Origin of the sequence: Pantoea sp. 18069 (assembly GCF_902706035.1) — a bacterium.
In the GTDB taxonomy this organism is placed as follows: Bacteria; Pseudomonadota; Gammaproteobacteria; order Burkholderiales; family Burkholderiaceae_C; genus Comamonas.
Genome location: NZ_CACSJA010000006.1, coordinates 133,294 through 159,690, shown reverse-complemented (window position 1 = coordinate 159,690; position 26,397 = coordinate 133,294). Strand labels below are relative to the sequence as shown.

Annotated in this window: 28 protein-coding genes and 2 pseudogenes; 11 read left to right on the top strand and 19 right to left on the bottom strand. The window is 66.0% G+C overall.

The genetic code is table 11. From position 1 onward, the window contains the following. Nucleotides 1–14 precede the first annotated feature (14 nt). From GVL12_RS07390 to GVL12_RS07330, 13 genes are all read right to left on the bottom strand, one after another. Nucleotides 15–881 (bottom strand): class II aldolase/adducin family protein, encoded by an 867-nt coding sequence (locus tag GVL12_RS07390; protein WP_159912414.1) that lies wholly within the window; start codon nt 879–881, stop codon nt 15–17. A 414-nt stretch (nt 882–1,295) separates the two neighbouring features. Then, on the bottom strand, nt 1,296–2,210 hold the full coding sequence (locus tag GVL12_RS07385) for a LysR family transcriptional regulator (protein ID WP_159912412.1): 915 nt from the start codon (nt 2,208–2,210) through the stop codon (nt 1,296–1,298). An 84-nt stretch (nt 2,211–2,294) separates the two neighbouring features. Next, nucleotides 2,295–4,094 carry an ABC transporter ATP-binding protein gene (locus tag GVL12_RS07380; RefSeq protein ID WP_159912410.1) on the bottom strand — a complete coding sequence of 600 codons (1,800 nt, stop codon included), beginning with the start codon at nt 4,092–4,094 and terminating at the stop codon, nt 2,295–2,297. After that, complete coding sequence (locus GVL12_RS07375) at nt 4,073–4,918, bottom strand: ABC transporter permease (RefSeq protein ID WP_159912408.1); 846 nt, start codon at nt 4,916–4,918, stop codon at nt 4,073–4,075. The genes GVL12_RS07380 and GVL12_RS07375 overlap by 22 nt, the downstream gene beginning before the upstream one ends. Then, nucleotides 4,915–5,910, bottom strand: a complete 996-nt coding sequence (locus GVL12_RS07370) for an ABC transporter permease (protein WP_159912406.1) — start codon at nt 5,908–5,910, stop codon at nt 4,915–4,917. The genes GVL12_RS07375 and GVL12_RS07370 overlap by 4 nt, the downstream gene beginning before the upstream one ends. A gap of 60 nt (nt 5,911–5,970) precedes the next feature. Continuing rightward, entirely contained in the window at nt 5,971–7,623 is a 1,653-nt protein-coding gene (locus GVL12_RS07365; RefSeq protein ID WP_159912404.1) for an ABC transporter substrate-binding protein, read from the bottom strand. A gap of 87 nt (nt 7,624–7,710) precedes the next feature. Next, nucleotides 7,711–7,959: a hypothetical protein gene (locus GVL12_RS26505; protein ID WP_235033819.1), complete on the bottom strand. Its 249-nt coding sequence runs from the start codon at nt 7,957–7,959 to the stop codon at nt 7,711–7,713. A gap of 76 nt (nt 7,960–8,035) precedes the next feature. Continuing rightward, nucleotides 8,036–8,662 carry a bifunctional 2-polyprenyl-6-hydroxyphenol methylase/3-demethylubiquinol 3-O-methyltransferase UbiG gene (locus tag GVL12_RS07355; protein WP_159912400.1) on the bottom strand — a complete coding sequence of 209 codons (627 nt, stop codon included), beginning with the start codon at nt 8,660–8,662 and terminating at the stop codon, nt 8,036–8,038. Nucleotides 8,663–8,798: 136 nt separating this feature from the next. Next, complete coding sequence (locus GVL12_RS07350) at nt 8,799–10,157, bottom strand: cell wall metabolism sensor histidine kinase WalK (protein ID WP_200843565.1); 1,359 nt, start codon at nt 10,155–10,157, stop codon at nt 8,799–8,801. Then, nucleotides 10,154–10,846 (bottom strand): response regulator transcription factor, encoded by a 693-nt coding sequence (locus GVL12_RS07345; RefSeq protein ID WP_159912398.1) that lies wholly within the window; start codon nt 10,844–10,846, stop codon nt 10,154–10,156. The genes GVL12_RS07350 and GVL12_RS07345 overlap by 4 nt, the downstream gene beginning before the upstream one ends. Nucleotides 10,847–10,856: 10 nt before the next feature. Beyond that, on the bottom strand, nt 10,857–11,165 hold the full coding sequence (locus GVL12_RS07340) for a hypothetical protein (RefSeq protein ID WP_159912396.1): 309 nt from the start codon (nt 11,163–11,165) through the stop codon (nt 10,857–10,859). Between the two features lie 4 nt (nt 11,166–11,169). Continuing rightward, complete coding sequence (locus GVL12_RS07335) at nt 11,170–11,640, bottom strand: Spy/CpxP family protein refolding chaperone (protein WP_159912394.1); 471 nt, start codon at nt 11,638–11,640, stop codon at nt 11,170–11,172. A 378-nt stretch (nt 11,641–12,018) separates the two neighbouring features. Next, nucleotides 12,019–12,714: a FadR/GntR family transcriptional regulator gene (locus tag GVL12_RS07330; RefSeq protein ID WP_159912392.1), complete on the bottom strand. Its 696-nt coding sequence runs from the start codon at nt 12,712–12,714 to the stop codon at nt 12,019–12,021. Nucleotides 12,715–12,899: 185 nt separating this feature from the next. Here GVL12_RS07330 and GVL12_RS07325 point away from each other — a divergent pair, with 185 nt between their 5' ends. The 9 genes from GVL12_RS07325 to eda all read left to right on the top strand — a co-directional run bounded on the left by GVL12_RS07325 (nt 12,900) and on the right by eda (nt 21,175). Continuing rightward, nucleotides 12,900–13,583, top strand: a complete 684-nt coding sequence (locus GVL12_RS07325; RefSeq protein ID WP_159912390.1) for an amino acid ABC transporter permease — start codon at nt 12,900–12,902, stop codon at nt 13,581–13,583. A 13-nt stretch (nt 13,584–13,596) separates the two neighbouring features. After that, nucleotides 13,597–14,247 carry an amino acid ABC transporter permease gene (locus GVL12_RS07320; protein WP_159912388.1) on the top strand — a complete coding sequence of 217 codons (651 nt, stop codon included), beginning with the start codon at nt 13,597–13,599 and terminating at the stop codon, nt 14,245–14,247. Then, on the top strand, nt 14,231–14,959 hold the full coding sequence (locus tag GVL12_RS07315; RefSeq protein WP_159912386.1) for an amino acid ABC transporter ATP-binding protein: 729 nt from the start codon (nt 14,231–14,233) through the stop codon (nt 14,957–14,959). The genes GVL12_RS07320 and GVL12_RS07315 overlap by 17 nt, the downstream gene beginning before the upstream one ends. Nucleotides 14,960–14,996: 37 nt before the next feature. After that, a complete protein-coding gene (locus GVL12_RS07310) occupies nt 14,997–15,764 on the top strand; it encodes a transporter substrate-binding domain-containing protein (RefSeq protein WP_159912384.1) in 768 nt (255 codons plus the stop codon). Between the two features lie 62 nt (nt 15,765–15,826). After that, nucleotides 15,827–16,837, top strand: a complete 1,011-nt coding sequence (locus GVL12_RS07305; protein ID WP_159912382.1) for a zinc-binding alcohol dehydrogenase family protein — start codon at nt 15,827–15,829, stop codon at nt 16,835–16,837. 5 nt (nt 16,838–16,842) lie between these two features. Next, a complete protein-coding gene (locus tag GVL12_RS07300) occupies nt 16,843–17,988 on the top strand; it encodes a mannitol dehydrogenase family protein (protein ID WP_159912380.1) in 1,146 nt (381 codons plus the stop codon). A gap of 38 nt (nt 17,989–18,026) precedes the next feature. After that, complete coding sequence (locus GVL12_RS07295) at nt 18,027–19,565, top strand: UxaA family hydrolase (RefSeq protein WP_159912378.1); 1,539 nt, start codon at nt 18,027–18,029, stop codon at nt 19,563–19,565. Next, nucleotides 19,565–20,524, top strand: a complete 960-nt coding sequence (locus tag GVL12_RS07290; RefSeq protein ID WP_159912376.1) for a sugar kinase — start codon at nt 19,565–19,567, stop codon at nt 20,522–20,524. The genes GVL12_RS07295 and GVL12_RS07290 overlap by 1 nt, the downstream gene beginning before the upstream one ends. 6 nt (nt 20,525–20,530) lie before the next feature. After that, a complete protein-coding gene (eda, locus tag GVL12_RS07285; RefSeq protein ID WP_159912374.1) occupies nt 20,531–21,175 on the top strand; it encodes a bifunctional 4-hydroxy-2-oxoglutarate aldolase/2-dehydro-3-deoxy-phosphogluconate aldolase in 645 nt (214 codons plus the stop codon). Between the two features lie 64 nt (nt 21,176–21,239). Here eda and GVL12_RS07280 read toward each other — a convergent pair. Together GVL12_RS07280 and GVL12_RS07275 are read right to left on the bottom strand one after the other, a co-directional pair. Then, nucleotides 21,240–21,359, bottom strand: a pseudogene (locus tag GVL12_RS07280) (transposase domain-containing protein); the annotation flags it as partial. Then, a complete protein-coding gene (locus GVL12_RS07275; protein WP_159912456.1) occupies nt 21,353–21,811 on the bottom strand; it encodes a transposase in 459 nt (152 codons plus the stop codon). The pseudogene GVL12_RS07280 and the gene GVL12_RS07275, both read right to left, overlap by 7 nt. Nucleotides 21,812–21,855: 44 nt before the next feature. On the opposite strand from GVL12_RS07275, the pseudogene GVL12_RS27020 reads away from it, so the two are divergent. Beyond that, a pseudogene (locus GVL12_RS27020) lies at nt 21,856–22,041 on the top strand (AlpA family phage regulatory protein); the annotation flags it as partial. 47 nt (nt 22,042–22,088) lie between these two features. Here GVL12_RS27020 and GVL12_RS07265 read toward each other — a convergent pair. From GVL12_RS07265 to GVL12_RS07250, 4 genes are all read right to left on the bottom strand, one after another. After that, on the bottom strand, nt 22,089–22,403 hold the full coding sequence (locus tag GVL12_RS07265; protein ID WP_159912370.1) for a DNA-binding transcriptional regulator: 315 nt from the start codon (nt 22,401–22,403) through the stop codon (nt 22,089–22,091). Continuing rightward, nucleotides 22,400–22,738, bottom strand: coding sequence for a type II toxin-antitoxin system RelE/ParE family toxin (locus GVL12_RS07260; protein ID WP_159912368.1), 339 nt, complete (start codon nt 22,736–22,738; stop codon nt 22,400–22,402). The genes GVL12_RS07265 and GVL12_RS07260 overlap by 4 nt, the downstream gene beginning before the upstream one ends. A 395-nt stretch (nt 22,739–23,133) precedes the next feature. Continuing rightward, nucleotides 23,134–23,793 carry a flavin reductase family protein gene (locus GVL12_RS07255; protein ID WP_159912366.1) on the bottom strand — a complete coding sequence of 220 codons (660 nt, stop codon included), beginning with the start codon at nt 23,791–23,793 and terminating at the stop codon, nt 23,134–23,136. Nucleotides 23,794–23,798: 5 nt separating this feature from the next. Further along, nucleotides 23,799–24,794, bottom strand: a complete 996-nt coding sequence (locus GVL12_RS07250) for a tripartite tricarboxylate transporter substrate binding protein (RefSeq protein WP_159912364.1) — start codon at nt 24,792–24,794, stop codon at nt 23,799–23,801. A 385-nt stretch (nt 24,795–25,179) separates the two neighbouring features. Between GVL12_RS07250 and GVL12_RS07245 the strand changes: the two genes are divergently transcribed. Further along, complete coding sequence (locus GVL12_RS07245) at nt 25,180–26,388, top strand: CaiB/BaiF CoA-transferase family protein (protein WP_159912362.1); 1,209 nt, start codon at nt 25,180–25,182, stop codon at nt 26,386–26,388. The last annotated feature ends 9 nt before the right edge of the window (nt 26,389–26,397 follow it).

Below are 26,397 nucleotides of genomic sequence, written 5' to 3'. Positions count from 1 at the left end.
CGGCAGCTGCCGAATCAGTCCAGCACTTCCGGCTCGGCGGCGATCAGGCCCTGGTACAGCGCATCGAAGGCGTACACGGCCCCTCCGGCTCGCCCCACCTGCGAATGTGTCAGCGCGGCGGTCGCCGCGTCGATGGGCACGGGTGTGCCGGCGGCCTCGGCCAGCAGCTGGACCCGGCAGGCGTTGTCCAGCGCGATGTACCACCAGGCCGCGGCCTCGACCGAGGGGCCTGCCGTCAGAATGCCGTGGTTCTTCAGGATGACGGCCTTGCGCTGGCCCAAGGCCTTGGCGATGCGAAATCCTTCGTCGGTCTCCAGCACCACCCCGCGGAAGTCGTCGAACAGCGCATGATCCTGGTAGAACGCGCAGCTGTCCTGCGTCAGCGGGTCCAGCGGGCGGCCCAGGGTCGACCAGGCCTTGCCGTAGGTGGAATGCGTGTGGGCTGCCGCCACCACGTCGGGGCGGGCTTCATGCAGCGCCGCGTGGATGGCAAAGGCCGCACGGTTGAGGGGCGCGTCGCCCACGACGATCTCGCCCTCGCTGCTCACGAGCAGCAGGTCCGAGACGCGGATGCGCGAGAAGTGCAGACCCAGCGGGTTGACCCAGAAATGGTCGTGGAACTCCGGGTCGCGCGCGGTGATGTGGCCGGCCAGGCCCTGGTCGAACCCGTAGCGCGCAAAAAGCCGGAACGAAGCCGCCAGCCGCTGCTTGCGGTGCAGCCGCTCGGCTTCAATGCTTCGCTCGGGCTGGGGTTCGAACCAATCGCGGCGCTGCGGCGCGCGACTGCGAAGCTTCTCGATGCTGGGAGGAAAGACCGGCTGGGGGCGTTGCGCCAACGCCGGCGATCCGGTGGCAGCCACGCTTTGAAGGATGGCGGACATGTTCAGGCCCCCTTTCGTGCGCCGGCATGGCCCGGATCAACAGCCGTGCCTTGCGGCAGATGGGTTTGCGAGGCTTTCGGGCTCGGGATCATTCCGGTGAATTCGACGGACATGGTACTCCTGGGTTCGACATGGGGAATCTGCAGGGCTCCCAATGCGGATCAGCAAGCCCTAATCAATACATAAAGTTATCAACAAAATATGCAAATCCGAAATAATAAAAAGGAGCATCGATATCCGCGTTCTATCGTTTGTCGGGACGCGCGTTTGTCGACACGCCGGGCATAAGCCCCGTTTCCTGACACCGCCCATGACCACCCGGGCCTGCGCGCTTCGGTCAGCCAAGTGGTGATGTTCAGACAGGTGCAATGGCCCAGCGCCCTTCACCAGACGCCCGTGCGCCGGCAATCTGAATCAGGCCGCGGCGGACACCTTGGCTGGGCCTTGCAGCAGACGCAGCATGCTGTCGGCAAACGCATCGACGGGGGCCTGCAACCGGGCCGGGATCTTGCCGTGTACCAGCCACAGATCGACGGCAGGCTTGAAGTCCGATACGGGAATGATGTCCAAACGGTCGCTAAAGCCGCTGCGCTCGAAGAGCGGCTCGGGCATCAGCCCCAGCCCCAGGCCGTTCACCACGCTCTCCATCTGAAGGTCTCGCGAGTAGGTGTCCAGGCGCACGCGCAGCAGCAGGCCTTTCTCGGCCAGAGCGCGCTGCAGCCCAGCGCGAAACCCGCAGCCGTCTGGATTGAGCACCCAGCCCGCTTCGCTGCAGTCGGCCAGGCGGTAGCTTCGCTTGGTCCATTGGCCTTTGCGGCCGAGCACCACCAGCCGCGTCGATCGCAGGACGCGCCCTTCGACATGACGGGGCAGCACCTTGCCCCTTCCCTGAAACACGGCGGCCGCATCCAGTTCGCCCAGCCCGATGCGCTCGGCCAGCTGCGCACTCCAGCCGGTGGAAACCTGCGGCTCAAGCTCCGGCCATAGCCCACGCAGCTCGGCCAGCACGGACAGCAACGTGAGTTCTCCCAGGCCCTGTGTCAGCCCCAGACGCAAGCCCCCCGTCGGCGGCAGATCGGAGGCGGCCAGGTCGCGCACCGTCTCAACCGCCTGCAGCACGCTACGGCACGGGTCGTACAGGCGCTGGCCCAGCGTGGTGGGCCGAAGCGGCTTGGTTTGCCGGTCGAAGAGCGCGATGCCCAGCTCGCTTTCGAAGCCCTGGATGCGGCGCGTGAGGATAGGTTGCGTCAGGCCCAGTTCCTGTGCGGCGCGGCTCAGCGACTCGCTGCGGATCACCGCAACGAATGCTTCGATGTCTTCTACTTTCATGCAGGAAACGAATATAAGAGATGATTAAACATTGCTTGTTCATCATATCCCGGGGGTAGCACGACAAGACCTTGGGGCTTTCGCTTAGGCCACGGCATCTGCCACGGCCGGGGCTGGTGCCGATTGCGCGACCGCCAGCCCGGACGGGATCGACTCCAGCAACGCGAGCGTGTAGGGCTGCTGCGGCCGGTCGAAGATTTCGGCGACGGTGCCGTGTTCGACCACGCGGCCGTGGCGCATGACCGACACCGTGTGTGCCAGCTGGCGCACCAGTGCCAGATCGTGAGAGACAAACACATAGGTCAGCCCCAGCCGCGCCTGCAGCGACAGCAGCACTTCGACGATGTCTGCCTGCACGCTCACATCCAAGGCCGAGGTCGGCTCGTCGAGCACGATCACATCGGGCCGCAGAACCAGAGCGCGGGCGATGGCCACGCGCTGGCGCTGGCCGCCCGACAGCGCGGTCGGCTTGCGCTGCAGCAGCTGCGCACCCAGTCCCACATGCGCCAAAGCCTCGCGCACGCGTTCGGCGCGCTCTCGGCCCGTGCCGATGCGAAACCGCTCCAGCGGCTCGGCAATGATGTGTTCGACCTTCCAGGTCGGATCCAGCGAAGTGAACGGGTTCTGGTAGACGAGCTGCAGCTGTCGGCGCAGCCCGCGCAGCGATTCGAAGGAGCGCCCGGCGATGGCCTCGCCCGCGACGGCGATGCTGCCGCTGTCCGGCTGCTCCAGGCCCAGCAGCAGGCGGATGGTGGTGGTCTTGCCCGAGCCTGACTCGCCGACCAGCGCATGGGTGGTGCCTGGCGCGACCGAGAACGACAGGTTGTCGACGGCCCTGTGCGCGCGGCCGTCGACACTGAACGTCTTGCTGACCCCGCGAAAATCGATCTTGGCCGCGCCGCTGGCGGGCTGGTTCAGCCGCTTCAGTCCGTGTGCGCGCAGCGCGTCGTAACGGTCTGGGTTGAGCGCAGGCACGTCGGCATGCAGCTTTCTCGCGTACGTCGATGCCGGCGCGGAGAACACGGCAGCGGTGCTGCCCGCTTCCTGCACAGCCCCGTCCTTGAGCACCACCAGCGTGTCAGCGCGCTCGGCCGCGATGGCCAGGTCGTGGGTGATGAGCAGCAGGCTGATGTTGCGCTCTTGCTGAAGCTTAGAGAGGAGATCGAGGATGCGCTTCTGGATGGTCACATCGAGCGCGGATGTGGGTTCATCGGCGACGATCAGCGCGGGCTGCGGCAGGACCGCCAGGCCGATCAGCACGCGCTGCAGCATGCCCCCCGACAGTTGGTGCGGGTAGGCGTCGTAGATGCGCTGAGGCTGGTCGAGGCCGACCTGCGCGAATACATCCAGGATCAGCGCCTTGCGGACCGCCGCGCTGCGCTCACCCAGCAGCGCAGCCGCCTCCTGCGCCTGGGCGCCGATGGTGCGCACCGGGTTGAGCGCATGGGCGGGATCCTGCGGCACGAAGCCGATGGCGCGTCCGCGCAGCGGGCGAAACCGACGGTCGGACCAGCCAAGCACTTCCTCGCCCTCGAACGCGATGCGCCCGGTCGCCAGCCCAGCCTCCGGCAGCAGCCGGAGCACGGCACGCGCGATGGTCGATTTGCCCGAACCCGACTCGCCGATCAACGCCATGCTCTGGCCGCGCCCGAGCTCGAAGCCGACATCGGTGACGACTTGCTGCGCGCCGTAGGACACCGACAGGCCCTCGACCCGCAGCAGCGGCGCCGTGGCCGGGCGCGCGGGGCTCGCAGCGGCAGCCGCCAGCGATGGTCTGCCAGGGCGGCGAAGCAGCCAGCGCGGCTCGAAGCGGCGGAAGGCGGCGATCGGTCCCTCCGGCGGGGTCCACGCCTCTGCGGGATTCAATGTGTATTGCGTAGCCATCTGCTGATCCTGTTCATGGAGAGGACGGTGACGATGGTGATGAAGGCCGGTGCATAGACCAGCCATGGCCACTTGAGGTAGTCCTTGCCGATGGCGATCAGCAGGCCCCAGTCGGAGGCCGGTGGCGGATCGCCATAGCCCAGGAAGGCCAGGCTGGCGATCACCAGGATCGACAGCCCGAACTGCAGCACCGCCAGGGACACGACCGAGCGCGACGCATTCGGCAGCACGTGGTGCAGCAAGATGTACCAGCGTGAGCCTCCTTGCAGGTAGGCGGCTTCGATGAAGGTGGCCTGGCGGGTCTTGATGACCTCTGCGCGCATCACCCGGGCAAACACGGCCACGGCCGAGACGCCGGTGGCGATCGCTGCGTTGGTGGTGTCGAAGCCCAGCGCGGTGACCACGATGACGGCCAGCAACAGATTGGGGATGGCCAGCAGCACGTCGACCAGCCGCGCCAGCACGATGTCGGTCCACCCCTGCAGAAAGCCGGCCAGCAGACCGATGAGCCCGCCCGCGAACACCCCGATGGCCACGGCGATCAGGGCACTCGCAACCGAGGACGCGGTGCCATAGACGATGCGGGTGTACAGGTCACGTCCCAGGTGGTCCGTGCCCAGCCAATGCGCGGCACTCGGGCCGAGCAGCTTGTTGGCCGGCACGCCATTGGCCGGGTCGAAGCTGGTGAACAGGCCGGGAACGAGTGACCAGGCGATGATCACGGCTATCGCCAGGAACGACAGCAGCACACTCAGCGGCGGCCGTGGCAGCCGCGTGGCGCGCTGGGCGACCGGCGTTGGGGATGGAGAGAGGACGGCACTCATGCGGGCACCCCCGCAGCGCTCTTGCCCGTTGCAGCCGCGGGTCGGCCCTCACCCAGGAGTTTGACCCGCGGATCCAGCAGCGGATAGATCAGGTCGGCGAGCAGGTTGACGGCCACGAAGACCACGGCCGCCAGCGAGACCACGGCTTGCAGCACAGGCAGGTCCTGGGTACTGACCGAGCGTTGAACCAGGCTGCCCACGCCGGTGCGGCCGAACACCGTCTCGGTGATGAGCGAGCCGCCGAGCAGTTCGCCGACGGTCAGCGCGATCACGGTCACCACAGGCAGCGCGGCCGGCTTGAGCAGGTGGCTGACGAACAGGCGCGTCTGGCCCAGGCCTCGGCCACGCGCGACCGTGGCGTACTCCTGCCGGGCTTCGTTGTCGAGGTTGGCGATCAGCACTTCGGCGATTTGCGCCGACACCGGAATGCCCAGGGCCACGGCGGCGAAGAGCGTCGCCCAGACGCTGTCGGGCTCGATCACGTTGAACAGGCCGAAATGGAACCCGAAGGCATGGATGAGCACCAGCCCGATCACGAAGTTGGGCACCGACAGGAACAAAGACGGCGCGCCGCGCAGCAGGCCTTGCCCGAAGCGCCGTGGCAGGAACCGTGTGCCGTAGGCAATCCCGAACGCCAGCACCAGCGCCACGGCGAGCGCTGTCGACGCCAGTATCAGTGTCGAGGGCAACACCTCGGCGATCAGCGTGGCGACAGGCCGGCTCGAACGCATGGACTGCCCCAGGTCGCCGGTCACGAAGTTCGACAGCGAGGTCCAGAGCTGCTCCGGAATCGGCTTGTCCAGCCCCTGCGCGGCGATGATTTCCTGGATCTCCGCCTCGCTGAATCCGCTGTCGGGACTGCGCAGGAGGTTCGTCACCGGGTCGCCCGGCAATATGCTGACCACGACGAAGGTGAAGACGTAGGTCAGCAGGATGACCACCAGGGCTTGGGTCACCCGCTTGGCGCTATACCCCAGGTAGGCGTTGTTCATGGAGAAGCCTTCTTGAACGATGGACGGCCCGGCCAGGCCATGGCGGCCGGCCGGCACTTCTTACTTCGCCTTGGTGGCCGTGTAGTAGCTCGCGTAAGCCACGCCGTTGTATTTCTCGCCCTTGATCTTGGGCGACTGCACGTAGATGCGCTGCACGATCTGTGTGCGGGGAATGAAATAGCCCTGCTCGAGCACGTGCTTCTGCAGTTCGTCCAGCAGGGGCCGGCGGCTGTCGATGGTGGCGGCGCTGGCGATCTTGTCGCGCAGTTCATTGAGCGTCTTGTCGCGGTCGCCGAGCGCGAACCAGTTCTCGCCATTGTTGGCATCCGTGAGGATGCTCGCCACGGTGCCCGCGTCGATGAAGCTGCGAGTGACCTCGTAAGCCGGCACGCCCGCCCCGCCGATGCGGACCTTCTCGCCATAGGTCGGCACGTCATAGGCGCGTATGGTGACGCGCCAGCCAATCTTGCCGAGCTGCTGCGCGATCAGCTCGTCGATGGCCTTGGAGGTCGCAAGGTACGGGTTGGAATTGAGCGTCAGGGTCAGCGGCTTGCCGTCCTTGCTGCGCTGGCCCTTGCTGTCTTTCACCCAGCCTGCCTCGTCGAGCAGCTTCTCCGCGCGGCGCGGATCGTAGGCGAGCAGCTTGCTGTGGTCGGCGGCGCCGGGCACGTTGCTTTGGATGAACGACGTCGCCAGCTTCCAGTCGGGGGTGTAGACCGTCTCGAGGATCTCCTGGCGGTTGAGGCCAGCCTGAAGCGCCTGGCGCACCCGCACGTCGTCGAAGGGCGGCAGCTTGGTGTTGATGGCCAGGCCGTTGACGAAGCCCAGGTAACGCGGGGTGGCGACGCCAAAGCCCCCTTGCTTGAGCGACTTCAACTCCTGCGGCGATGCGTTGTACGCGATATCGGCCTGTCCCGACTGCACGGCGGACACCCGCAGCGATGGCTCGGACACCAGCCGGTAAGTGATCGAGTCGAGGTGGGCCGGCCCGGTGTGGCCGACCGCAGCCGGTCCCCAGTTGTAGTCCTTGCGCTTGACCAGCTTGACGAAGCCCCCCTCCTTCCAGGATTCGACAACGAAGGGGCCGCTTCCCGCGCTCTTGCCCAGATCGGCCTGTTGCGAGGCTGGCAGCGCCAGTGTCTTGGGAGAAATCAGGATGGAGCCGTGATAGCCCAAGGTCGGGATGAAGCCGAGCGTGGGCGCCTTGAAGAAGACCTGGACCGTGGTCGGATTGACCGCCTCGGCACGCTCATACGTCTTCGGAAACAGGCCGATCGGATTGATGCCATCGCTCTTGCGCCCGGCGTGCCAGATGTCCAGATTGGCCACCACCGCGGCCGCATCGACTGGCGTCCCGTCGGAGAAGGTAACGCCCTTCTTCAGATGCAGCGTGAACTGCGTGGCGTTGGCGTTTTGCTCCCAGCGTTCGGCAATCCACGGGCTGCTCTTGCCGTCCTCATCGACATAGACCAGCTTGTCCGTGACATGGCCCCAGATGTGTCCCTGAAAGCTGGAGATCGCGCTGTTGTTCGGTATCCACGTGTTACCCAGCGAATCGATCAAAAAGGTGACATCGCCACCGCTGCGGGGCGCGTCGGCGGCCTGCGCAGCGCCGAGGCCGGACAGCCCCAGAACGAGTGCCGACGAGATCGAAGAAAGCGTTGCCACCCAGCGGCGGCGAGAAGGCGAATGAGGCGATGCAAACGAAGTCATGAGCAATACCGGAGATGTGATCGATCTGTATTGCAACAGGTTTGATCATGTTCGTTTGCGCATAATTTGCAGATTGTTATGTGATTTTTACATTTTCATCAAAGCCTTCAGATGCGTTGATTTATGGGCACCAACGCGCAGACATGGCGGCTTCAGCCATGCCTGAGACATCGCCTCGCCGCCGCTGGAAACCTCACCGTGCCGGAGTTCAACGGCAATTTCTTCTTCAATACCCTGGGCAGCTTTGCCCTGAACCCCAAGACGGTCAAACGCAGCTGATAGCTTGGCGTGGCACGTGACATGCCGGGCAGCCCGCATGACTGCCTCATCAATCAAGCTAAAGCCATCGCGCTTTGGCTGAGCTTGCGGCAGCGGCGAGGTCCGCAGATGCGTAGTGGCGTGAAGCCAGCGCTCAGCGCCTGCGCCAAGCGCTTGCCAGCCAAGGCTGCTGTTCGATAGGCAGGCCCGCCGGACGGTAGAAGTGCTCGAGCTCCTCGAAGCCGGCGGCCGTCATCAAGACGCGCCAAGTGGGCCAGTCGTGAAACACGCCGTAGCGCTCACCGTTCCAGCCCTCCTGACCATTGCCGCGCGGGTTGGAACTGAACAGCACACCGCCCGGCCGCAGGCAGGCATGCAGCTGGCGCAGCACCTGAGGCAGCACCTGGCTGGGCACGTGGAACAGCACGGCATTGGCAAACACCCCGTCGAAGCGCTGGGCGGGCAGATCGAGCTGCAGAAAGCTCTGCTCCAGCACCTCGCAGCCGCTGTGCGCGCGCGCCATCGCCGCCGAACTGGGCGCGCCTTCCAGGCCCACGGCACGGTGGCCCATCTCCTTGAAGGTGCGCAGGTCACGCCCCGGGCCGCAGCCGAAATCCAGCAGGTCAAAAGGCGCTGGTACGGCGATGTGCTTGAGCAGCGCCGCGATGTTCTGGCTCACATCGTGGTCACGCGTGCCCTCCCAGAAGCTTTGAGCGTGCTGCTCATAGTGCGCCAGCGTGCGCGCGGCAATCTGTTGCAGGTCTTCGGAACTCTGTGTCATGCCGCATCATTGCATACGCCAGCACCCTGATTCCGGGGCTATCTCCGCCGGAGCGAACTGCCGGCGTTCCTACGGCGTCACACGCAGCTGCGGATGGCAAGGTTCAAATCGCGTATGCAGACCAGGGCAGCTGCGCTCAGCCCAGCGGCAGGGTGACGGTGACGCGCAAGCCGGGCCGGGCATTGCCGAGCACCAAAGTGCCGCCATGCGCCTGGGCCACCAACCGGCACAGGTACAGGCCCAGGCCCACGCCGCCGGTGCTGCGCTGGCGCGCTGCATCCGCGCGGTAGAAAGGCTCGGCCAGGCGCTCAATCTGGTCCTCGGGCACGCCGCTGCCAAAGTCACGCACCTCGATCTCCAGTCCCGCCGATGTCTGCTGCAGGTGCAGCCGGGGTCCGGGCTTGTCCTGCCCGCCATAGCGCAAGGCGTTGTCCAGCAGATTGCGCAGCAGCAGCCGCAAGCGTGTCGCGTCGATCAGCACCGGCGGCATGGCAGCATCGACTTGCAGGTCGATGGCAGGGCTGCCGAAATGGCATGCATTCATCTCCTGGACCACGGCACGGGCCAGGGCAACGATGTCGGTCGGCTCTTTGTGCAAGGCGCTGTGGCGCCCCGCCAGACGTTCGCTTTCCAGCAGATCGGTGATGAGACGGGCCATCTCTCCCAGATCACGCAGCAGGGCGTCACGCTGGGGCTGCACCTCGTGCGTCGCCGGCAGCAGCTCGGTATGCAGACGCGCCCGGGTCAGCGGGCTGCGCAACTCGTGGCTGATGGCCAGCAACAGCGCACGCTTGGCCTCCAGCATCTGGTGGATGTCCTGCCCCATGGTGTTGATCGTGGCGGCCAACTGGCCCAGTTCGTCGGGACGCAGCGCATGGCGCACGGGAATGGACGCCTCGAAATTGCCCGCACCAAACCGCAGGGCGCCCTGGCGGATATCGTCCAGCGGGCGCAGCAGGCGGCGCACATACCAGTACGCCAGCGCCGTCAGAAAGAGCACGCCGCCCAGAGTGAGCCAAATGGCCCCCGAACGATGCGCACCGTCCAGCACCGCACGGTTCAAGGCAAATTCAATCGTATGCCCATCGGCCGTCTGCTTGCGCAGCAACTCGCGGCTGTCACCGTCCCATGGGCCACGCCCGCCGCGCCAGCGCACCACAGGGCGGTCCTCAGGATGCGATATCCACTGAACCTGCGGTCCCTCGATACGCATCATGATGGGCAAGCGCTGCACAATGGCCTGGGCTCGCTCCACACTCGGCGGGCTGCCGATCTCGGTCACCAGCCTGTCCACGTAGTCCGCCAGCAAGGGCCGCGCGGCATCACGCCAGCCCACCGAGAAGGCGCTCTGCACGCCGCCGATGAAGGTGACCGTCATCGCCAGCGCCAACACCAGAAACAGCAGCACCAGGCGCAGGTGGATGGACCGCCGCACCGCCTGGCGCGCACGGCGATGCCATGGCCCGCAGGCTGGCTGGCGGCATACGCGGCTCAAGCGGCGCTCCGCCGCAACGCCAGCGAGTATCCCGCGTTGCGCAGCGTCTTGATGCAGTCCAGCGGCTCGAGCTTCTTGCGCAAGCGGCTCACCACGATGTCCACCGCTCGGGTGTAGAGATCGGCCTCGCGGCCGCGCAGGTGATTGAGGATGTCGTCGCGGCTGTACACCCGGCCGGGCTCACGCGCCAGCAACAGCAGCAACTCGAACTCGGTACCGGTGAGTTCCAGCGCCGTGCCCTGGCGCAGCACGCTGCGCCGCACTGAATCGATCAGCAGACCCTCGAAGCACAGCGATGCCGCATCGTCCGCCGACGCGACTGATGCCGGACGGCGGCGGCGCAGCACCGTCTGCACCCGCGCGACCAGCTCCCGCGGCTCGAAGGGTTTGGGCAGGTAGTCGTCGGCGCCCAGTTCCAGCCCGACCACGCGGTCCATCACGTCGCCGCGCGCCGTGAGCATGATGATGGGAAGATCGCTCTCGCGCCGGATCGTGCGGCACAGCTCGAAGCCATCCATTTCCGGCAGCATCACGTCGAGGATTGCGGCATCAAATCCACCCGCCCGCAGCAGCGCCAGACCATCGCTGGGCCGCAGCGCCTGCGACAGTTGGAGTTCAAAGCGCAGGAAGTAGGTGGCCAGCGGCGTACCCAGTTGGTCGTCGTCATCGATGAGCAGAATGCGTTGCATGCACGGATTCTCACACTGTGCGCATACTGGCGCGCTGTTCATGGCGCAGGATAAGGCGGCGCACACGGCGCTTGGCCTCCATGGCCAGGGCGTCGAAACGGTCGGCAGCCGCCATCACCTCGGGCAGCGCCGCTGCGGCACCGGCCGGCCGGCTCGCCAGCAGACGCAGGGCGTGCTCCCGATCGAATCGCGGACCCCAGACGAGCGACATCCATTCCTCGTGCGGCGAGGCTACACCTGCCAAAAATAGTGCGCCATGGGCCCGGGCACTGCGGGCCAGGTCGCGCGTCGCGGCGCAGCTCTCCGAAAGTTTGTTCATGGACTCAGCCACGTTGGAACCAGCCCGGGCGGCGCTGCATGAAATCGCGCACCTGTTGTTGCTGGGCAGGCCGCAGGCTGTTGTAGAACTCGGCCATGGCGGCGACCACGGCCGGCGAATGCGACTGCACAGCGCGCATCTTGTCATCGATCAAGGTCTGGGCTGCCGCGCTGTCGAACGTCTCACCGGACACCAGTGCCTGGATCTGAACACGCGGGTCTGCCGTCTGCGCGCCCATGAACGCGCTGCGCTGCGCCTGCAAGGCGTCTGCCAATGCCTGGAGCTTGAGCTGCTGCGCGCCATCGAGATCCAGCTTGCCAGTGATGCGGCCCACCATCTTTTCGCGCATCTCGGCCATGCGCTCTGCGGACTTGGGACCATGGTGGTGGGAAGCACTGGAGCAGGCGGAAAGACTGCCGACCAGGAGAGAGGCAGCAAAGATTCCCAAGAGGGTTTTACGGGTCCAGGCTTTCATCACGCACATCCTTTTCAGTCACACAGAAGATGACTTCATGGTGCGCGCTCCTGCCGCCTCCTGGGTCTCACCGAGGTATCGCTTCTTTTCGTTTTGTTTCAACCGATAGGAACGGACCCGCAAAAGGAAGGAACGGCACGCGGTCAACAAGGGCAAGCGGGCTAGCCACTTTTTGGCCGCGGCAAGCGCCATGGGTTCCTTGAGAACCTCATTCTCCACAGTGTTCTGGCCATGCATATGCTGGAGCAAATGAGCGGTCCTGAAAGCCTGCCCAAGCCGTGATGCTTCGCGCATGCATGGTCAGGCCAATTCAGATTTCGAAAAAATTGGCCTGACAGTTTAAATGCTTTCACGCACCACAGGCCTGACCAAACTCTTTCAAGGCGTGACCCAGCGCTCCGCCGCCGCACGAATGTGGGAGCGTATGGCCGCTTCCGCCGCAAGAGGGTCGCGCGACTGCAGGCAGCGCAGGATCTGCTCATGCTCGTTCAAGGCAGCATTCCACACCGGCTCGCCCTCGAGGAGGGTTCGCATGTGGTTTGCCAGCGGTTCGCGGCGCATGTCGAACAGCGTGCCGACCAGGCCGACCATCACCGAATTGCCCGTCATCTCGGCGATGCGTACATGGAATTCCCGGTCGTGGTCCAGCACGTCGCGGCCGGCGGCGATGTCGGCGCGCATGCCCTCCACGCTGTCTTGCACCCGCGCCAGGCCCTGCGGCGTGGCATGCACGCAGGCTTGCACGATCACCGCGCCCTCGAAGGCTGCGCGCGCATGCATCACCTCGACAGGGCTCTCGCCCATGAAGGCCGGCAGACGGTTGCGCCACATGCCGCGCTGGCACACATACACCCCCGATCCCATGCGGATTTCCACCTGGCCCTCGATCTCCAGCGCGATGAGCGCCTCGCGCAATGAAGGCCGGGATACGCCAAGTTGCTGCGCCAGCTCGCGCTCGGGCGGCAGGCGCTGCCCCTCCTTGAAGTCACCCTGCTGTATCAGCAGGCGCACCTTGTCGGCAATCAACTGGTAGAGGCGCCGCGAGGCGTCGATCGGCTTGAAAGAATCGTCCATTCGGGAATGCAGAGTGAATACAGGTTCAGGGTAGCAGGCGATAGGCCTTCAACCGAGTATCGGCCTTACCAATTGATGGCAGCTCAGGGTAAATACGGTAAGGCCAAATTCCCTCATAGGTTAAATTGGCCTGACCAAATTTCAATAACAGACAAGCGGTTGCGACCGAGCACGGATCCCCCACCTTGAAATACGACTTCGACTTCAGCGCCCCGCTGGCCTATTGGCCTGACCTGCTGGCCGGCGCATGGACCACACTGGCCCTGTCCCTGGCCTCCACCTTCTTCGGTTTCCTGCTGGGCGTGTTTTGCGCGCTGGCCAGCACCGGACGCAGCCTTTGGCTGGCGCGGGTGGCCAGCGTCTATATCGAGGTGATCCGCAACACGCCGCTGCTGGTGCAGGTCTTCATCGTGTATTTCGGGCTGTCCTCGCTGGGCCTGCAGGTGGGCGCCTTCACCGCTGCCACGGTGGCCCTGGTGGTCAACGTGGGGGCCTACACCAGCGAGATCGTGCGCGCCGGGGTGGAGTCCATCCCCAAGGCCCAGCTGGAAGCTGCCGACACCCTGGGCCTGAGCCGCTGGCAGACGCTGCGCCACGTGGTACTGCCGCCGGCCATCGAGCGCGTGTTCCCGGCGCTCACCAGCCAGTACGTGCTGCTGATGCTGGCCTCCTCCATCTGCTCGCAGATTTCGGCCGAAGAGCTGACGGCGGTGGCCAACCGCGTGCAGTCCGACACCTTCCGCTCGGTGGAGACCTATGTGCTGGTGGCCGGCGCCTACTTGCTGATGTCGCTGGTGATGCGCGCTGTGTTCTGGCTGGTGGCGATGGTGGCCTTCCCCCGCCTGCGCCGCCTCGGCACACCGCTTTGAACGGAGCAGCGCCATGGGTTTCCTGAACGCCGCACACCTGCAATTTCTGTTCGACGGCCTGCTGTGGACCATCGGGCTGTCGCTGATCGCCTTTGCCGGCGGCGGCGCCCTGGGCTTTCTGGTGGCGCTGGGCGCCTCCTACGGGCCGCGCTGGTCACGCCTTCTGGTATCGCTCTACGTCAAGCTGGTCCAGGGCACACCGCTGCTGGTGCTGCTGCCGCTGGTGTATTTCGGTCTGCCTTCGCTGGGCTTGAATATCGCACCGCTGGCCGCCGCCGGCATCGCGCTGTCGGTCTACGTGTCGGCCTACCTGGGCGAGATCTGGCGCGGCTGCCTGGCCTCCGTGCCGCGCACCCAGGCCGAAGCCGCCGAATGCCTGGCCCTGCGCTGGCACCAGCGGGTGCGGCATGTGCTGCTGCCGCAGGCCATCAAGATCGCCACACCGCCGACCGTGGGCTTCATGGTCCAGATCGTGAAGAACACCTCGCTGGCCTCGGCCATCGGTTTCGTGGAGCTGGCCCGCGCCGGCCAGATCATCAACAACTCCACCTTCGAGCCCTTCGTCATCTTCATGATCGTCGCGGCCCTGTACTTCGCCCTGTGTTATCCGCTGTCGGTGCTGAGCCGCCGCCTGGAGAGGAGCTTCCATGTCGCAAATCGTTGAGGTCAAAAACATCTCCAAGTGCTTCGGCAGCACCCGTGTGCTGGAGGACGTGTCCTTCACCGTGAAGAAGGGCTCGGTGGTGGCCATCATCGGCCAAAGCGGCTCGGGCAAGAGCACCGCGCTGCGCTGCATCGACCGGCTTGAGACCGTGGACCAGGGCCATATCCGCGTCTGCGGTCACGAGGTGACGGCGCCCGGCCTGGACCTGCACCAGTTGCGTCGCGATGTGGGCATCGTGTTCCAGAGCTACAACCTGTTCCCCCACCTCACGGTGGAGGAAAACATCATGCTGGCGCCGCGGCTGGTGCAAAAGGTCAAGACGGCGCAGGCGCGCGAGCGCGCCCGGCAAGTGCTGGCCCAGGTGGGTCTGGCCGAAAAGGCCGGCAACTACCCCTCGCAGCTCTCGGGCGGACAGCAGCAGCGCGTGGCCATTGCCCGCTCGCTGGCGATGCAGCCGCAGCTGATGCTGTTCGACGAGGTCACCTCCGCGCTCGACCCCCAGCTCACCGGCGAGGTGCTGCGCGTGATGGAGAAACTGGCGGCCGACGGCATGACCATGATTTTGGTGACCCACGAAATGGCCTTTGCCCGCAAGGTCGCCGACGAGGTGATCTTCATGCACAAGGGCCGCGTCTGGGAGCACGGCCCGGCCTCCATCCTCGACAACCCGGCGACCACCGAGCTGCGCGACTTCGTCGGCAACGGCCTCTGATTTTCCCGCCCCCCGTTCCACCACACAGGAGACAAATATGAAAAAAACGACTCTTAGATTCGCCACCGTGGCAGCCGCAGCCGTCATGCTGCTGGGCACGGGCGCTGCCCGCGCCGACCTGCTCAAGGACATCCTCGAGGCCAAGAAGATCCGCATCGCGCTGGACACGGGATCGCCGCCCTACGGCTTCGTCAACGAAGCGATGAAGCCCATCGGCTCCGATGTGGAGACCGCGCAGTTGCTGGCCCAGGACCTGGGCGTCGCGCTGGAGATCGTGCAGACCACCAGCCCCAACCGCATCCCCTTCCTGCAGACCGGCAAGGCCGACATCGTGGTGGCCTCGCTGTCGGTGACGCCCGAGCGCGAGAAGGTGATCGACTTCTCCACCCCCTACGCCCAGATCCTGGCCGTGGTGGCCGGCCCCAAGGACGTGACCATCAGCGGCTTTGACGACCTCAAGGGCAAGCGCGTGGCCACCACGCGCGGCTCGAACAACGACAAGGTGGTGACGACCGGCGCCAAGGATGCACAGATCGTGCGCTTCGACGACGACGCCACCCTGGTCACCGCCGCCGTGAGCGGCCAGGCCAGCATCATCGCCACCTCGCCGGCCATCGTCAGCACCGTGCTGCAGAAGGCGCCGCAAAAGGACATGGTCACCAAATTCACCATGTCCACCGTGCCCCTGGGCATAGGCCTGCGCAAGAACGAGCCCGAGCTCAAGGCCTGGATCAACGACTGGGTCACCAAGAACACGGCCAACGGCAAGCTGGTCGCCATCTACAAGAAATACCACGGCTCCTGAAGCGAGCCTGCGCATCCCCGCCGGCGCGCCGGCACAACCCCCTCAAGCCCCCTGGAACCATCATGCTGACCGTCATCTGTGAAACCCCCGGCACCCTGCGCGCCGAGCAACGTGAGCGCCCCCTTCGCGGCGAAGGCGAAGTGCTGCTGCGCGTCAAGCGCGTGGGGGTGTGCGGCACCGACCTGCACATCTTCACCGGCAACCAGCCCTTCCTGCAGTACCCGCGGGTGATGGGGCACGAACTGTCGGGCGTGATCGAGGAGGCGGTGCCGGGCGGGCGGCTGCAGGTGGGTGATGTCTGCTATGTCATGCCCTACCTGTCCTGCGGCACCTGCGTCGCCTGCCGGCAGGGCAAGACCAATTGCTGCGTCAACATCCAGGTACTGGGTGTACACCGCGACGGGGCGTTCACCGAGTACCTGTCCCTGCCGGAAGCCTTCGTGCACCGCGCCGAGGGCGTGACGCTGGACCAGGCCGCCATGGTCGAGTTCCTGGCCATTGGCGCACATGGCGTGCGGCGCGGCGACGTGAAGCCCGGCCAGCGGGTGCTGGTGGTCGGCGCCGGCCCCATCGGCATGGCTGCGATGATCTTCGCCCGGGCACGGGGCGCCATCGTCACCGCCATCGACGGCCGCCAGGACCGCGTCGACTTCTGCCAACGCGAGCTGGGCGTGACCCACGCCGTCACCCTCGGCGAAGGCGACACCGAAAAGCTCGCCGCCGTGACCGACGGTGAATTCTTCGACGTGGTGTTCGACGCCACCGGCAACGCCAAGGCTATCGAGCGCGGCTTCGGCTTCGTCGCCCACGGCGGCACCTACGTGCTGATCTCGGTGGTGCGCGACACCATCAGCTTCTCCGACCCCGAGTTCCACAAGCGCGAGACCACCCTGGTGGGCAGCCGCAACGCCACCACCGAGGATTTCGAGACCGTGATCGCCGCCATGCGCGACGGCCTGGTGCCCACCGCCGCGCTCAACACCCACCGCATGGCGCTGGCCGACGTGCCGACCGACTTCGCGCAACTTCTCGACCCGGCGCGCGGCGTGGTCAAGGCCATCGTCGAGGTCTGAAGAGCATGGCCCAGGCGATCCTCCAATTCGGCACCAGCCGCTTCCTGCAGGCCCACGTGGACCTGTTCGTGCACGAGGCCCTGGCAGGCGTTGCCGGTGCCGGCGATGCGCTGGGCGGCATCACGGTGGTGCAGACCACGGACCGTGCCGACGGCGCAGCGCGCATCGCCGCGCTGGCCGCCAGCGGCGGCTACCCGGTGCGCATCCGCGGCCTGGCGGGCGGCGAACGCATAGACCGCACCGTCATGTGCACCGCCGTGCGCGAAGCCTGGCAGGCTGGCGCCCAATGGCCCGCGCTGCGCGCCGCGGTGGCAGGTGAGGTGCAAGTCATCGTCTCCAACACGGCCGACAAGGGCTACCTGCTGGACGAACGCGATGGCCCTTTTGCGCTGGCCGCCGACAGCCGCGCACCGCACAGTTTCCCCGCCAAGCTGCTGGTGCTGCTGCATGGCCGCTGGCAATCCATGCCGCGCGCGCCGCTGACGCTGCTGCCCTGCGAGCTGATCGAACGCAATGGCGAGGTGCTGCGCGACGTGGTCATCGGCCTGGCGCGCGACTGGCACACGCCCAACGAATTCATCGACTGGCTGGCACAGCATTGCGTGTGGGCCAACTCGCTGGTCGACCGCATCGTGTCCGAGGCCATAGCGCCCGTGGGCGCGGTGGCCGAGCCCTACGCGGTATGGGTGGTGGAGCGGCAGGCGCGGCTGGTGATGCCCTGCACCCACCCCTCCATCGTGCTGACCGACGACCTGGCCTTTCACGAGCGCCTCAAGCTGTTCCTGCTGAACGCCGGCCACACCTGGCTGGCCGAACGCTGGCTGGAGCGCAGCCTGCCTGCCGGCCTGACGGTGCGCGAGGCCATGGCCGACGATGCGCTGCGTGCCGGCCTGGAAGCCCTGTGGGCCCATGAAATCCTGCCGGTGTTCGACACCCTGGGCGCCGCCGCGCGCCAGCAGGCCCAGGCCTACCTGGTGGATGTGCGCGAGCGCTTCGCCAACCCCTTCCTGGACCACCGCATCGCCGACATCGCGCAAAACCATGCGCAGAAAAAGCAGCGCCGCCTGGGCCCCATCGTGGCCTTGGCGGCCGAACGCGCCCCGCAGCTTGCCCAGCACGGCCTGAAGGCGGCGCTGGCCTCTGCCTTCTGACCTTGTCTGACCCGATTCGCCCACTCCCAGCCCCGACGATGAAGCCCGAAAAAACCTCCCCGCCCCAGGCCATCCAGTTGGCGGCGGCCGACAACGTCGCCGTGGCACGCCAGGCTCTGGAGCCCGGCAGCACCGTGCTGGTGAACGGCCGCGCCGTGACCGTGTCCGAACCCATCGCCTCCGGGCACAAGCTGGCCCTGGTGCCCATACCCCGGGGTAAGCCGGTGCTCAAGTACGGCCAGGGCATAGGCGTTGCCACCGCCGACATCGCCGCCGGCCAGCATGTGCACGTGCACAACGTGGGCATGGCCGAGTCCCTCCACGCGCATGCCGCCGGCGCCGGTTACCGGCCCACCGCGCCCGCCGCCGCGCCACTCACCTTCGAGGGCTACGTGCGCGCCGACGGTCGGGTGGCCACGCGCAACTACCTGGGCGTGATCTCCAGCGTCAACTGCTCGGCCACGGTCTGCCGACATATCGCCGACGCATTCAAGGGCGAGGCCCTGGCCGCCTTCCCCCATGTCGACGGCGTGGTCGCCATCACCCATGGCAGCGGCTGCGGCATGGGCGGCAATGGCGAGGGGCTGGAGTTGCTGCAGCGCACCCTGCGCGGCTATGCCAACCATCCCAACTTCGCCGGCGTGCTGGTGATAGGCCTGGGCTGTGAAGTCAACCAGATCGCCCCGCTGGTCGAGACGCTGCAGGCGCGTTCGCCCGGCATGTTCGCTACCCTCACCATCCAGGACGAGGGCGGCACCCGCGAGACCATCGCCCAGGGCAAGCAGCTGATCGCCGAAATGCTGCAACAGGCCAACCAGGCCCGGCGCCAGACGGTGCCCCTGCGCCATCTGGCCGTGGGCCTGCAATGCGGCGGCTCGGACGGCTACTCCGGCATCACCGCCAACCCGGCATTGGGCGCTGCGGTGGATCTGCTGGTCCAGCACGGCGGCACGGCCATCCTGTCCGAGACGCCCGAGATCTACGGCGCCGAACACCTGCTGACCCACCGCGCCGCCACGCCCGCCGTGGCCGACAAGCTGCTGCAGCGCCTGTCGTGGTGGGAAGACTACGCGGCCCTGCACGGCGGCGATCTCAACAACAACCCCTCGCCCGGCAACAAGGCCGGCGGCATCACCACCATCCTGGAAAAGTCCCTGGGCGCGGTCGCCAAGGCCGGCAACAGCGGTCTGATGGAGGTGCTGGAATACGCCGAGCCGGTGCGTGCACACGGCCTGGTGTTCATGGACACACCGGGCTACGACCCGGTATCGGCCACCGGCCAGGTGGCGGGCGGCGCCAACCTCATTTGCTTCACCACCGGTCGCGGCTCCACCTACGGCTGCAAGCCCACGCCCTCGCTCAAGCTGGCCACCAATACGCCCATGTTCGAGCGCATGCGGCTGGACATGGACTTCGACTGCGGCGGCATCGTCGAAGGCCGCCAGACCATTGAGGAAGCCGGCGCGGCGCTGCTGCGCCTGATGATCGCCACGGCCTCGGGCCAGGCCAGCAAGAGTGAGGAAAACGGTCTGGGCGACAACGAATTTCTACCCTGGCAACTTGGAGCGGTAATGTGATGGCCAGTTTGAACGACAAGCTTTTCGATGTGCTGACCGTGGGCGAGCCCATGGCGCTGTTCATGGCCGCCGCGCCCGGCGAACTGCACGCCGTGCATGACTTTCGCCGCGCGGCTGCCGGCGCCGAACTGAACGTGGCGACCGGTCTCGCCCGCCTGGGCTTGCGTACCGGCTACATCACCCGCCTGGGGGATGACTCCTTCGGCCGCTTCCTGGCGAATGAGTTGGACCGCGAGGGCATAGACCGCAGCCTTGTGCGAGTCGACGCCAGCCGCCCAACTGGCTTCATGCTCAAGACCCGGGCTGCCGACGGCAGCGATCCGCAGATCGAGTACTTCCGCCGGGGCTCGGCGGCCAGCGCCCTGGGCCCGGCCGATGCACCCGCAGGCGTCTTTCCCGCGCGCCACCTGCACCTGACCGGCATCACGCCTGCACTTTCGCAAAGCGCGCGGGAGTTGGTCTTCCATCTGGCACGGCAGGCACGTGCGGCCGGTGCCACCATCTCTTTCGACCCCAATCTGCGGCCACGCCTGTGGCCGAGTCCGGAAGTCATGGCGCAAACCATCAACGCCCTGGCGGCGCTGGCCGACACCGTCTTGCCTGGCCTGTCCGAAGGCACGCAGCTCACCGGTCACACCACGCCCGAAGCCATCGCCGACTTCTACCTGGAGCGCGGCGCGCGCCAGGTGGCGGTCAAGCTCGGTCCTCAGGGCGCGTTCTACAAGCGCAAAGACGGCCGCAGCGGCATCGCGAATGGCGTCACGGTCGAGCGCGTCGTGGACACCGTGGGCGCAGGGGACGGCTTTGCCGTAGGTGTGGTCAGCGCCATGCTTGAAGGCCTGGACTTTGCGGCCGCCGCGGCCCGGGGCAATGCCATTGGCGCGCGCGTCGTCGGGTTTCCCGGCGACTCCGACGGGCTGCCGACGCGCGCGCAACTTGCAACCCACTTGAATTCCTGACCGATGATGAAAACCTCCACCCCGCAACTCAGCGCCGCCGACGTGATGCGCGACGCGCCGGTGATTCCCGTGATCGTGCTGAACGACGTGCGGCAGGCCGTTCCACTGGCTCGCGCCCTGATCGCCGGCGGAATTCGCATGCTGGAAGTCACCTTGCGCACCAGCCAGGCGCTGGCATGCATAGAGGCCATCGCCAACGAAGTGCCCGACGCCGTGGTCGGGGCCGGAACCGTGCGCAGCGCCGCCGACGCCGTCGCGGCCAGTCAAGCAGGCGCACGCTTTGCGGTCAGCCCAGGATTTACGCCAGCCGTTGGGCGCCAATGCCGTGACCTGGATCTCCCGCTCTTGCCAGGTGTCGCCACCGGCAGCGAAATCATGATGGCGCAGGAAGAAGGCTTCAAGGCGCTGAAATTTTTCCCAGCAGTCCAAGCGGGTGGACTGTCCATGCTGAAGGCTTGGCAAGGACCCTTCGGCGATGTGATCTTTTGCCCAACGGGCGGCATTCATTCTGGTAACGCCCATGAGTTCCTTGCACAGCCCAATGTCGCATGTGTGGGCGGATCATGGCTGGTCCCGGGTGATGCCTTGGCGCGCAGCGATTGGAGCGCCATAACGTCATTGGCGCGAGTGGCCTGTGAATTGAAGCAATAGAAGCAAAGGCAGAGTAACAGCGCGGCAATCCCATGTTGACCGTTGCCAGCCACCCAGGTATTTATCAGGAGTTAGTAGCCTGCCAGCGATGCGGCAGCAATTCCTTGATCCGGCTGGCCCGGTGCGTGGGCAAGCGCGTGAGCACGTCCTTCAGATAGGCACAGGGGTCATGCCCGTTCATCTGTACCGGCGTTTCGTCGGCATGCAGCACTCGATGCGAATGTCTGATGAGGTGGCACTGGAAGCAGCTTGTGCGACCATTTCCTGGGACTGCATCACCGGCGAGCCCAGCGTCATAGCGATGAAGGCGGGCACGGTGCTGGCATGAGGCGGATGCGCTGGGGCACGAACAGGCTGTGCATTGGCCCCTGACGGAGCAGCCGCATCGTCGCGGCGCGCAGCGATGTCGTACGCAAGCGCATACGCCGTATCGCAGGCGGGCTGGTGCTGGCCCAGACGATGCTCCTTGAGCCAGCGATGCAGCACATTGGCATTCATGCCATGTTCACGCGCCGTGGTGGCAATCGATGCGCCAGGCTGCAGGCACGCGGCGATCAGTTCAGCCTTGAACTGTGGTGTATAGGTGCGGCGCGTGCGCGGCACCGAATAACGAGGGGATTGAGCGTTTTTGAGCATCGTGTGCACGGTGGTTTCGTGGACGCGATCTTGCTCGGAGGTCTGTGCAGCATCAAGATGGGATTACCGGCCGCAACCACGCATGCGGCGGGCTCGCCAGACCAGTTGCTGGCTTTGCCGCAGTTGCAGGGCCAGACTGGTTTGGTCGGTCCGCCATCTATCAGCAGATGAGAGAACGGTTCTTCCCTCAATCCGTCTTGGTCGGGTCAATGGCTGCAACGTGGTCTGAAGCGGCCATCCAGGCGCGGTTCAGCGGCGTTTTCCGCAAGGGCTGTGCCTACACGGAAGCGAGTCGCTGCACCGTGTCTGGAAACTTCTCCACCATGCGCAAGATGAGCGCAGCTTGGGCGTTTGGCTTGGCGCGGCCTTGTTCCCAGTTTTCCAAGGTGCGGGGGTTGGTGCGCAGGTAGTGGGCGAACACGGTGCGCGATAGGCCAAGTCTGTCGCGCAGGCTGACAATTTCTGCGGCCTGAATTTCAATCTCAGGTTGCAATTTCACCGCGTGGCTGCGCAGGGTGCGCTTTCCAGTGCGCTGTTCCTTGAGGGCGTCAAAGCCTTCGGTCAACTCTGCAAAGATGTCGCGTTTTGTCATTGTCGGGCCTCCAATTCTGCCTTGAGCATCAACTTGAGTGCGGCCTTCTGCTTGGGGCTCAAGTTGTCCATTTCATCCTTGTCGTAGAGGGTGAAAAGCCAGAACTGGTTTTTTCCATCCCACCAGTAATAGATCACCCGCAGCCCGCCGCGCTTGCCTTTGCCACGCCGGGGGTCTGCATGACGAACCTTGCGCAGCCCCCTTGTGCCCTCGATCACATCACCAGCTTCCGGATTTTTCATCAGACTTTGCTGCAGGGCGCGGAAGTTCTCGTCGTCCAAATAGTCGAGCCGGTAACGCGCAAAGGCGGGCAGCTCTACAAAGACAGCTTTCATGGTGGAATTATACGCAAGTTGCGTATGAATATGAATCATGAGATAGCCGCCCCAAGATCTCCTCTGTGACAGCCCTCTGAATCTCCGAACATCCGCGCTTGCTCTCGGTGCCTAGAGCGGATTTCATATTGCTAAAAGGCATAGCCGAAACGGGCGAACCATTCTTGTGCATCCCTGGTCGTCACTGTGTCGATCACCTTCGACAGGGCCTCATCAGGGGCGTCTCGACTATGGACGACTTTAAGGCGCAAATCCAAAGAATAAGAACGAAACGTGTTTTCTCAGCTGCGCTGACCATGCGCCACCTGTAGCGGCCGCAAGCGACCACGGCGGATCGGCGGATACAAGGCGAAGTGGGAAACATGTCTCTTTTTCTTTCTTGGGTTGCAGGGGTGTCAGCCAGCGGAGCCTTCGCCACCGGGTGGCTTTTGCAGCATCGGGCGGTGAAAGACTTCTCCCAGACCGCTGTAGAACGGACCTCCCAGCCGGGCCACCGGCCGCATTTTCTGGGAGTCCACTCGGTGGCCGTCATAGACCTCGTTCGAAAGGTGAAACGCCACCACTTCACCGATGTAAAGGGTGTTCAGCCCCCGCCCCAGCGTCACTGCCTGGTCGAGGCGGCATTCCATCTGCACCGGCGACGACGCGATGCGCGGCGCCCGCACATGGCGGCTGGGCAGCAGCGCCAGGCCCAGCGCTTGGGCCTCGCTGATGTCCGGCGGGTATTCCCTGGCGCTCAGGTGCATCTCCTCCATGGTGGCTTCGGTGGCCACGTTGACGACGAACTCGCGGCTGGCCAGGATGTTGCGGGCCGTGTCCTTGATGGCGCCGTCGCCGGCACGCAGCGCAATGTTCACCGCGAGCATCGGCGGGGTGGTGGCGACGTAGTTGTAGGAACTGAAGGGCGCGGCGTTGACGCGCCCTGCGGCATCGACTGTGGTGATCCAGGCGATCGGCCGGGGCACCACGCAGCCGACCAGCAGGCGGTAGGCGGTTTCGGTGTCGAGCGCGTCGCGCTCGACACAGGTGAAGTCGGTAGGTTGTGGGCGGGTCATGGTGCTCAATCGGTCAGCTGCAGGTTGGCGGCGCGCACCACCTTGTCCCACTTCTCGCGCTCGCGGCGTATGAAGTCGGCGGTTTCGCGCGGTGTCATCTTGGTGGGAATCAGGCCCTGGCTGTCGAACTGGGCGAGCACCGCCTTGTCATCCATCGCGGCAACCAGCGCCGCATTCAACCGGGCGATGACCGGCGCGGTCGTCCCGTCGGGCGCGATCAATACGTTCCAGATCGTGGCGTCGAAGCCGGCAACGCCGCTCTCGGCCACGGTAGGCACATCCGGCAGCTGGGCGAAGCGCTTGCTGCTGGTCACGGCCAGCAGCCGCAGATTGCTGTTCCTGGCCTGCGCCACGGCGCCGGAGCCAGTGAGCACCCCGACATCCACCTGGCCGCCCAGGACATCGGTCACCAGGGGCGCATCGCCGCGGTAGGGGATGTGTGTGCCGTCCATGCCGGTCTGGCTCTTGAGGTACTCGTAGCCCAGATGGCCGGGCGAGCCGTTGCCCGAGCTGCCGTAGGAGATCTTGCCCGGGTGGGCCTTGGCATAGGCGATCAGCTCCTGGAGGTTGCGCACCGCGAGGCTGGAGCGCACGCCGATCGCCAGGCCCAGCGATCCCATGTGGCCGACGACGGCCAGGTCTTTCTCGGCGTCGTAGGGCAGCTTACGGCCCAGGAGCTTGAGCGTGACCATCGAGCCCACGCCGCCCACCCCCAGGGTGTAGCCGTCGGCCGTGGCCTTGGCGACCGCGTCGGTGCCGATGGCGCCGGCCGCACCCGCGCGGTTGTCGATCACCAGCGGCTGGCCATCCATGCGCGACTGCATCGCCAAGCCCAGCACCCGGCCGGCGACGTCGGTCGAGCCCCCGGGCGGAAAAGGCACGATCAGCTTGATGGCGCGGTCGGGCCAGGCATTTTGCGCCAGGCTGCCCAACGGGAGGGCGGCGGTGGCCAAGGCCGCCAGCAGGCTGCGGCGGCGAAGAAGCGGGTCAAATGAAGCCATGGCGTGTCTCCTTGTGGATTCTTCACCCTCGTGGACCGAGAGCTGATTTGCTGCATTGTGAAAGTGGCGCCCCGGCACTGCCATTCCCCGGCGGCGCAAAGCTGCTATGCAAAGACTGTGGGGGTGGGAAGACCCCAGGGACGCACAGCAACCCGGCTGCGATCGCCACGAAAGAACATGGCGAGCGCCGGCATCCCACCTGGGCGTGCGCGTTATGCGCCCCAGCGCCTTACAGGTTTGCGGGCTGCGTCATAGCCCGCGGCCCGCTGCCTGCCTAGACTGGCAGCAGCAATGACAACGCGGCTGCCCATGCCTTTCGCCGCACTGGTCCGCGCCACCGCATCGCAGCACATAACAACAGCCCGACACGGGCAAAGGAGACAGCATGCAACCACAGGCCGCGCCCACCACGCCCGCGGAAGTTCACCACGGCGGCCCACTGGCCGGCTTTGTCGTTCTGGACCTGAGCCGCGTGCTCTCCGGCCCCTATTGCACGATGATGCTGCGCGACCTGGGCGCGACCGTCATCAAGGTCGAGCAGCCACTGGTAGGCGACGAGGCCCGCCATTTCCTGCCGATCGCGCCGGGCGGCCAGTCCGCCTATTTCGCGGCCATCAACCGCGGCAAGAAATCCATTGCGCTCGACCTGAAAAAGGAGGCCGACCGCCGCGTGCTCGACCAGCTGATCGCCCGCGCCGATGTTCTGGTCGAGAACTTCCGCCCCGGCGTGCTGGACAAGCTGGGCCTGGGCCATGCCGCGCTGTCGAGCGCCCACCCGCGCCTCGTCTACGCTTCCATCTCGGGGTTTGGCCAGACGGGGCCTTACCGCAGCCGGCCCGCCTACGATGTCGTCGTGCAGGCCATGAGCGGCATGATGAGCATCACCGGCCACCCCGGCGGCGCGCCCACGCGCACGGGCTCCTCCATCGGCGACCTCGCCGCGGCCATGTTCATGTGCAGCGGTATCCAGTCGGCGCTGCTGCAGCGCGCCCGCACCGGCCAGGGCTGCCATGTCGATGTCGCCATGTTCGAGGCGCAGATCGCCCTGCTGGAAGGGGCGATCCCCGAGGTGTTCTGTACCGGTGTTTCGCCTCGGCCGATCGGTGCCAGGCATTCGGGTGCGGCGCCGTTCGATGCGTTCCAGGGCCAGGACGGCTACTTGGTCATCGCCGCGGGTTCGGACCATCTGTTCACCGCATTGGGCGCGGTGATCGGCACTGCGGGCCTGACCGATGCGCCGCAGTTCGCCACGCGCGCGCTGCGCGTCGCCCATCACAGCGAACTCAAGGCCGCCATCGAGCAGCGCCTGGCGCGCCAGCCGATCGCGCATTGGCTGGCCTTGCTCGAGCGCGCCGGCGTGCCTGCGGGGCCGCTCAACGACGTGGCAACCATGATGCAGGACCCGCAGGTCGCCAGCCGCGGCGTGCTGCCTCCCATCGCCGGCGGCGGCGGCGGCGGGCAGCGTGCGCCCGTCACGCCCATCATGCTGTCGAGCCAGCCCTACCCGGCGCAACTGCCGCCGGTGCCCGCGCTCGACGAGCACCACGAAGCCGTGCTGCGCTTCGCCGCGGGCGAGCCCAGGGCGCTGGACTGAGCGCGCGGC

Excerpts from the sequence above, each read along its gene's own strand:
- GVL12_RS07390 (WP_159912414.1), bottom strand. The coding sequence starts at position 881 with ATGTCCGCCATCCTTCAAAGCGTGGCTGCCACCGGATCGCCGGCGTTG.
- GVL12_RS07385 (WP_159912412.1), bottom strand. The coding sequence starts at position 2,210 with ATGAAAGTAGAAGACATCGAAGCATTCGTTGCGGTGATCCGCAGCGAG.
- GVL12_RS07380 (WP_159912410.1), bottom strand. The coding sequence starts at position 4,094 with ATGGCTACGCAATACACATTGAATCCCGCAGAGGCGTGGACCCCGCCG.
- GVL12_RS07375 (WP_159912408.1), bottom strand. The coding sequence starts at position 4,918 with ATGAGTGCCGTCCTCTCTCCATCCCCAACGCCGGTCGCCCAGCGCGCC.
- GVL12_RS07370 (WP_159912406.1), bottom strand. The coding sequence starts at position 5,910 with ATGAACAACGCCTACCTGGGGTATAGCGCCAAGCGGGTGACCCAAGCC.
- GVL12_RS07365 (WP_159912404.1), bottom strand. The coding sequence starts at position 7,623 with ATGACTTCGTTTGCATCGCCTCATTCGCCTTCTCGCCGCCGCTGGGTG.
- GVL12_RS07355 (WP_159912400.1), bottom strand. The coding sequence starts at position 8,662 with ATGACACAGAGTTCCGAAGACCTGCAACAGATTGCCGCGCGCACGCTG.
- GVL12_RS07345 (WP_159912398.1), bottom strand. The coding sequence starts at position 10,846 with ATGCAACGCATTCTGCTCATCGATGACGACGACCAACTGGGTACGCCG.
- GVL12_RS07340 (WP_159912396.1), bottom strand. The coding sequence starts at position 11,165 with ATGAACAAACTTTCGGAGAGCTGCGCCGCGACGCGCGACCTGGCCCGC.
- GVL12_RS07335 (WP_159912394.1), bottom strand. The coding sequence starts at position 11,640 with ATGAAAGCCTGGACCCGTAAAACCCTCTTGGGAATCTTTGCTGCCTCT.
- GVL12_RS07330 (WP_159912392.1), bottom strand. The coding sequence starts at position 12,714 with ATGGACGATTCTTTCAAGCCGATCGACGCCTCGCGGCGCCTCTACCAG.
- GVL12_RS07320 (WP_159912388.1), top strand. The coding sequence starts at position 13,597 with ATGGGTTTCCTGAACGCCGCACACCTGCAATTTCTGTTCGACGGCCTG.
- GVL12_RS07315 (WP_159912386.1), top strand. The coding sequence starts at position 14,231 with ATGTCGCAAATCGTTGAGGTCAAAAACATCTCCAAGTGCTTCGGCAGC.
- GVL12_RS07310 (WP_159912384.1), top strand. The coding sequence starts at position 14,997 with ATGAAAAAAACGACTCTTAGATTCGCCACCGTGGCAGCCGCAGCCGTC.
- GVL12_RS07305 (WP_159912382.1), top strand. The coding sequence starts at position 15,827 with ATGCTGACCGTCATCTGTGAAACCCCCGGCACCCTGCGCGCCGAGCAA.
- GVL12_RS07300 (WP_159912380.1), top strand. The coding sequence starts at position 16,843 with ATGGCCCAGGCGATCCTCCAATTCGGCACCAGCCGCTTCCTGCAGGCC.
- GVL12_RS07295 (WP_159912378.1), top strand. The coding sequence starts at position 18,027 with ATGAAGCCCGAAAAAACCTCCCCGCCCCAGGCCATCCAGTTGGCGGCG.
- GVL12_RS07290 (WP_159912376.1), top strand. The coding sequence starts at position 19,565 with ATGGCCAGTTTGAACGACAAGCTTTTCGATGTGCTGACCGTGGGCGAG.
- eda (WP_159912374.1), top strand. The coding sequence starts at position 20,531 with ATGAAAACCTCCACCCCGCAACTCAGCGCCGCCGACGTGATGCGCGAC.
- GVL12_RS07275 (WP_159912456.1), bottom strand. The coding sequence starts at position 21,811 with ATGCTCAAAAACGCTCAATCCCCTCGTTATTCGGTGCCGCGCACGCGC.
- GVL12_RS07265 (WP_159912370.1), bottom strand. The coding sequence starts at position 22,403 with ATGACAAAACGCGACATCTTTGCAGAGTTGACCGAAGGCTTTGACGCC.
- GVL12_RS07260 (WP_159912368.1), bottom strand. The coding sequence starts at position 22,738 with ATGAAAGCTGTCTTTGTAGAGCTGCCCGCCTTTGCGCGTTACCGGCTC.
- GVL12_RS07255 (WP_159912366.1), bottom strand. The coding sequence starts at position 23,793 with ATGACCCGCCCACAACCTACCGACTTCACCTGTGTCGAGCGCGACGCG.
- GVL12_RS07250 (WP_159912364.1), bottom strand. The coding sequence starts at position 24,794 with ATGGCTTCATTTGACCCGCTTCTTCGCCGCCGCAGCCTGCTGGCGGCC.
- GVL12_RS07245 (WP_159912362.1), top strand. The coding sequence starts at position 25,180 with ATGCAACCACAGGCCGCGCCCACCACGCCCGCGGAAGTTCACCACGGC.